The 4,350-nt window shown below is 72.8% G+C and carries 5 protein-coding genes; 3 read left to right on the forward strand and 2 right to left on the reverse strand.

Annotation, left to right across the window (positions count from 1 at the left end; all coding sequences use genetic code 11):
* Positions 1 to 194: 194 nt before the first annotated feature.
* Positions 195 to 1,157, forward strand: a complete 963-nt coding sequence (locus tag E1211_RS30970) for an SDR family NAD(P)-dependent oxidoreductase (protein ID WP_132353609.1) — start codon at positions 195 to 197, stop codon at positions 1,155 to 1,157.
* 89 nt (positions 1,158 to 1,246) lie between these two features.
* On the opposite strand, the gene E1211_RS30975 is transcribed toward E1211_RS30970, so the two are convergent.
* Both E1211_RS30975 and E1211_RS30980 read right to left on the reverse strand, forming a co-directional pair.
* A complete protein-coding gene (locus tag E1211_RS30975; RefSeq protein WP_132353611.1) occupies positions 1,247 to 1,618 on the reverse strand; it encodes a DUF4180 domain-containing protein in 372 nt (123 codons plus the stop codon).
* Positions 1,611 to 2,066: a helix-turn-helix domain-containing protein gene (locus E1211_RS30980; protein WP_243709787.1), complete on the reverse strand. Its 456-nt coding sequence runs from the start codon at positions 2,064 to 2,066 to the stop codon at positions 1,611 to 1,613. Before E1211_RS30980 ends, E1211_RS30975 begins: the two co-directional genes overlap by 8 nt.
* Positions 2,067 to 2,165: 99 nt before the next feature.
* On the opposite strand from E1211_RS30980, the gene E1211_RS30985 reads away from it, so the two are divergent.
* A complete protein-coding gene (locus E1211_RS30985; RefSeq protein ID WP_132353613.1) occupies positions 2,166 to 2,933 on the forward strand; it encodes a glycerophosphodiester phosphodiesterase in 768 nt (255 codons plus the stop codon).
* Between the two features lie 17 nt (positions 2,934 to 2,950).
* Positions 2,951 to 4,345 (forward strand): MFS transporter, encoded by a 1,395-nt coding sequence (locus E1211_RS30990; protein ID WP_132353615.1) that lies wholly within the window; start codon positions 2,951 to 2,953, stop codon positions 4,343 to 4,345.
* The last annotated feature ends 5 nt before the right edge of the window (positions 4,346 to 4,350 follow it).

A 4,350-nucleotide genomic window follows, 5' to 3' on the forward strand; every position in this document is an offset into this window, starting at 1 on the left:
GCGGACAACCCACCCACCCCACTTCACCGGCGGCACGGCCACTGCGCCCGTCCACGCGCGGATGCCGCACACCCGATGACGCGCGGCGCTCCGCCGCGCCCTGAGCCGACCGCCTCGCGGCTCGGCCCCCCCCTGCCAGGCCGGCGACGGACGTCGCCCGGCCCGACCGTCCTGCTACCCAGGGAGTTCCGGAAATGTCACGAGTTGTCACACCCTTCACCGCGCAGTCGACCGCCGCCGACGTGATCGCCGGGGTCGACCTGAGCGGACGACGCGCCATCGTCACCGGCGGCGCCTCCGGAATCGGTTTGGAGACCGCCCGGGCGCTCGCGAGCGCCGGAGCCGAGGTCACCCTCGCCGTCCGCGACCCCGCGGCCGGTGAGCGCGCCGCCGCCGACATCCGCGCCGACCACCCGAGCGCCGACGTCCGGGTCGCCCGCCTCGACCTGGCCGACCTCGCCGGCGTCGAGGCCTTCACCGCCGCCGGCTGGACCGGGCCGCTGCACATCCTGGTGAACAACGCCGGGATCATGGCGTTGCCGCAGCTCACCACGACCGCGGCGGGCTGGGAGGCGCAGTTCGCCGTCAACCACCTCGGTCACGCCGCGCTGACCCTCGGCCTGCACGACGCGCTCGCCGCCGCCGGACACGCCCGTGTGGTGACCGTCAGCTCGTCGGCCCACCTGATGTCCCCGGTGGTGTTCGACGACATCCACTTCAGCGCCCGCCCCTACGAGGCGTGGTCGGCGTACGGGCAGTCCAAGACCGCGAGCATCCTGTTCACGGTCGCGCTGGCCGAGAAGTGGGCCGCGGACGGCATCACCGCCAACGCGCTGCATCCTGGCGGGATCATGACCAACCTTCAGCGCCACCTCGACGAGGGACAGTTGCGCTTCGTGGGCGCCCTCGACGAGCGGGGCAACCGGCTGGAGGTCCCGCCGGGCTGGAAGACCCCGCAGCAGGGCGCGGCCACCACGGTGCTGCTCGCCGCCTCGCCGGCGGTTGCGGGGCTGACCGGGCGCTACTTCGAGGACTGCGCCGAAGCCACCGTGGTCGTCGGGCAGAACGACGGCAGGAGCGGAGTGGCGGGGTACGCCCTCGACACGGCCGCGGCCGAGCGCCTCTGGGACGAGACGCTGCGACTCCTGGCGCGCTGAGGCCGGCCGCCCCGACGTCCCGGGGTGGCGGAGCGACGGCCCCGCCCGGGTCGCCACCGGTCTGCACGAGGCGGAGGTGGCGACCCGGGTCAGGCCGAGGCGGCGAGTCGGGCGTCGAGCACGGCCAGGTCGGGCACGAACCAGACGTGATCGTGTCGGTTGGACTCGGCCACCAGGGCCCGCAGCGCGCCACTGCCCGCGAGGTGGGCGGAGATGTCGCCGACGACCGCGAGGCGAAGCCGGTAGTTGACGAACTTCTGCATGATCTCACCCGCGAAGCCGGTGCCCAGGGAGAAGAAGTGCGGATCGAGCCGGGCCACCGGCACGGCCACCATCTCGGCGCCGCCGAAGGCTGCGGCGCCGATCAGGTCGAGGACCGCCTCGGTGGTGGCCAGGACCGGGCCGTCGGGGTCGCTGACCAGGACGGCCACCCCGTGCCGCTCCCGCAGGACGTCAGGCATCGCCGGGCTCCCCGGCGAACAGGAAGTTCTCGCCGTGCAGCACGGCGTCGACCAGCCGCAGCAGGTCGGCGGTGCCGTCGGCGTCGCCCAGAATCACGATCTTCATCCGGTGGCGCTCCTCGTCGTGAACGGTCTGCACGCGCAGCGGGCGCGCCGGGTCGTGGTGGGTGTTGACGCCGGTCAGCACGAGCGTGGCCAGCCGGTCGGCAGCCGCCCGGTCGACGCCGTCGACCTGCACGATGCTCGACACCTCCATCGCCGGTGCGCCGACCGCCGGCCCCGGCGTGGGCCGGCCGGTCAGCGCGTCGAGATCGGCGCGGGCGATCCGGTACTGCTTGCCGATCCGTGCCGCGCGGAGGCGGCCGGTGCGGATGTAGCCGCGTACGGTGCGCACGTGCAGCCCGAGCAGCTCCGCCACCTGCTCCACCGAGTACATATCGTTACCCATCGCCCCCCATGGTAGACGTGATACGGAGCGATAGGGAAGTTCGTTGGTCTGACGCCGTCCGGTCACCCGGGGGCCACCCGCGCCCGGCATACTGCCGGCGTGCACCTCCGTCACCCCTACCTCGACGCGCCCGCTCCCCTGGCGTTCGCGCACCGCGGCGGCGCGGCCGACGGTGACGAGAACACCGCCGAGGCGTTCGCCCGCGCCGTCGGGCTCGGCTACCGGTACGTGGAGACCGACGTGCACGCCACCGCCGACGGCGTACCGGTGATCTTCCACGACCCCACGCTGCGCCGGGTGACCGGCGAGCCGGGCCGAATCGCCGACCTGCGCTGGGCCGACCTCGCCTCGGTGCGGGTCGGCGGCGCCGCGGTGGTGCCCCGCCTCGACGAGGTCCTCGCCGGATGGCCGGAGGTCCGGTTCAACGTCGACGTCAAGGCCGACGGCGGTGTCGTGCCGACCGTCGACACGGTCGCCCGCACTGGCGCCGGCGACCGGGTGCTGCTCGCCTCGTTCAGCGACGCCCGGCTGACCCGGCTGCGCGCCCTGGCCGGGACGAAGGTCGCCAGCAGCCTCGGCATGCGCGGGGTCGCCCGGCTGCGGATGGCCTCGCTGCACGGACGGCCGCTGCGGCTGCCCCCGTCGGTGGTCGCGGCCCAGGTCCCCGTCCGGTACGGCCGCATCCCCGTGGTGGACCGGCGGTTCCTCGCGTACTGCCACCGGATCGGGTTGCAGGTGCACGTCTGGACGATCGACGAACCCGCCGAGATGCACGACTTACTTGATCTTGGTGTGGATGGCATCATGACCGATCACGTCGGCGTGCTGCGCGACGTATACCGCAGCCGCGGCCACTGGGCCGCCTGACCCGGCGAGAGGACCCGATGGCCGACACCGTGACCCCCACGGCGCGCGACATCCCACCCCCGGCGAGCACCCGGCGCGAGCGCACCGGCTGGTACGTCTACGACTGGGCCAACTCGGCCTTCCAGACCACGGTCATCACCGTCTTCCTCGGCCCGTTCCTCACCACCGTCACCGAACTCGCCGCCGGCTGCGAGCTCGGCGCGGACAGCTGCGACGGCTACGTCCACCCGCTCGGCATCCGGGTCGCCGCCGGCTCGTACTACCCGTACCTCATCTCGCTGTCGGTCTTCCTCACCGTGTTCGTGCTGCCGGTGATGGGCGCCATCGCCGACCGGTCGATGCACAAGAAGCGGCTGCTCGCCGGCGCGGCCTTCACCGGCGCCGGCGCGACCGTCGCGATGGCCTTCGTCACCGGCGACCGGTACCTGCTCGGCGGGGCGCTCTTCCTGATCGCCAACATCAGCTTCGGCGCCGCGATCGTGGTCTACAACTCGTTCCTGCCGCAGCTCGGCGGCCCCGACGAGCGCGACGGCATCTCCAGCCGCGGCTGGGCGCTGGGCTACCTCGGCGGCGGCCTGCTGCTGGCGCTCAACCTGGTCGCGGTCACGATGTTCAGCGAGGAGGGCAACCCGCAGCGCACCCTCGACCTGGCCCGCTGGTCGATCGTCTCCGCCGGCGTGTGGTGGGCAGTGTTCACCCTGGTGCCGCTGCGCTGGCTGCGCGAGCACCCCACCGCCGCGGCCCTGGCCGCCCAGCGCGGCAACGTGCTCACCGACGGGTTCCGGCAGCTCGGCCGCACCCTGCGGGAGATCAAGGCGTACCCGCTGACGCTGTTCTTCCTGCTCGCGTTCCTGGTCTACAACGACGGCATCCAGACCGTCATCACCCTGGCCAGCCAGTACGGCACCGAGGAGCTGCGGCTGGAGCAGGACACCCTGATCGTCACCATCCTGCTCGTGCAGTTCCTCGCCTTCGGCGGGGCACTGTCGCTCGGCGCGCTCGCCCGGCGCATCGGCGCGTGGAAGACCGTGCTGCTCAGCCTGGTGCTCTGGACCGGTGTGATCGTCGCCGCGTTCCGGCTGCCCGCCGAGGCGCCGCTGCCGTTCATGATCCTCGGCGCTGCGATCGGCCTGGTCCTCGGCGGCAGCCAGGCGCTGAGCCGGTCGCTGTTCAGCCAGCTCATCCCCACCGGCAAGGAGGGCGAGTACTACGGCTTCTACGAGATCAGCGACAAGGGCACCAGCTGGCTCGGGCCGCTCGCGTTCGGTCTGGTCTTCCAGCTCACCTCCTCGTACCGGGTGGGACTGGTCTCTCTGCTGATCTTCTTCGTGGTCGGGTTCCTGCTGCTGCTGGCCGTACCGATCCGCCGGGCCATCGTGGCCGCCGGCAACACCCCGCCCCGGGTCCTGTAGCACGC

Origin of the sequence: Micromonospora sp. 15K316, assembly GCF_004348525.1 — a bacterium.
Classification (GTDB): domain Bacteria; phylum Actinomycetota; class Actinomycetes; order Mycobacteriales; family Micromonosporaceae; genus Micromonospora.

Coding starts and splice junctions, on each gene's coding strand:
- E1211_RS30970 (WP_132353609.1), top strand. CDS start 195: ATGTCACGAGTTGTCACACCCTTCACCGCGCAGTCGACCGCCGCCGAC.
- E1211_RS30975 (WP_132353611.1), bottom strand. CDS start 1,618: ATGCCTGACGTCCTGCGGGAGCGGCACGGGGTGGCCGTCCTGGTCAGC.
- E1211_RS30980 (WP_243709787.1), bottom strand. CDS start 2,066: ATGGGTAACGATATGTACTCGGTGGAGCAGGTGGCGGAGCTGCTCGGG.
- E1211_RS30990 (WP_132353615.1), top strand. CDS start 2,951: ATGGCCGACACCGTGACCCCCACGGCGCGCGACATCCCACCCCCGGCG.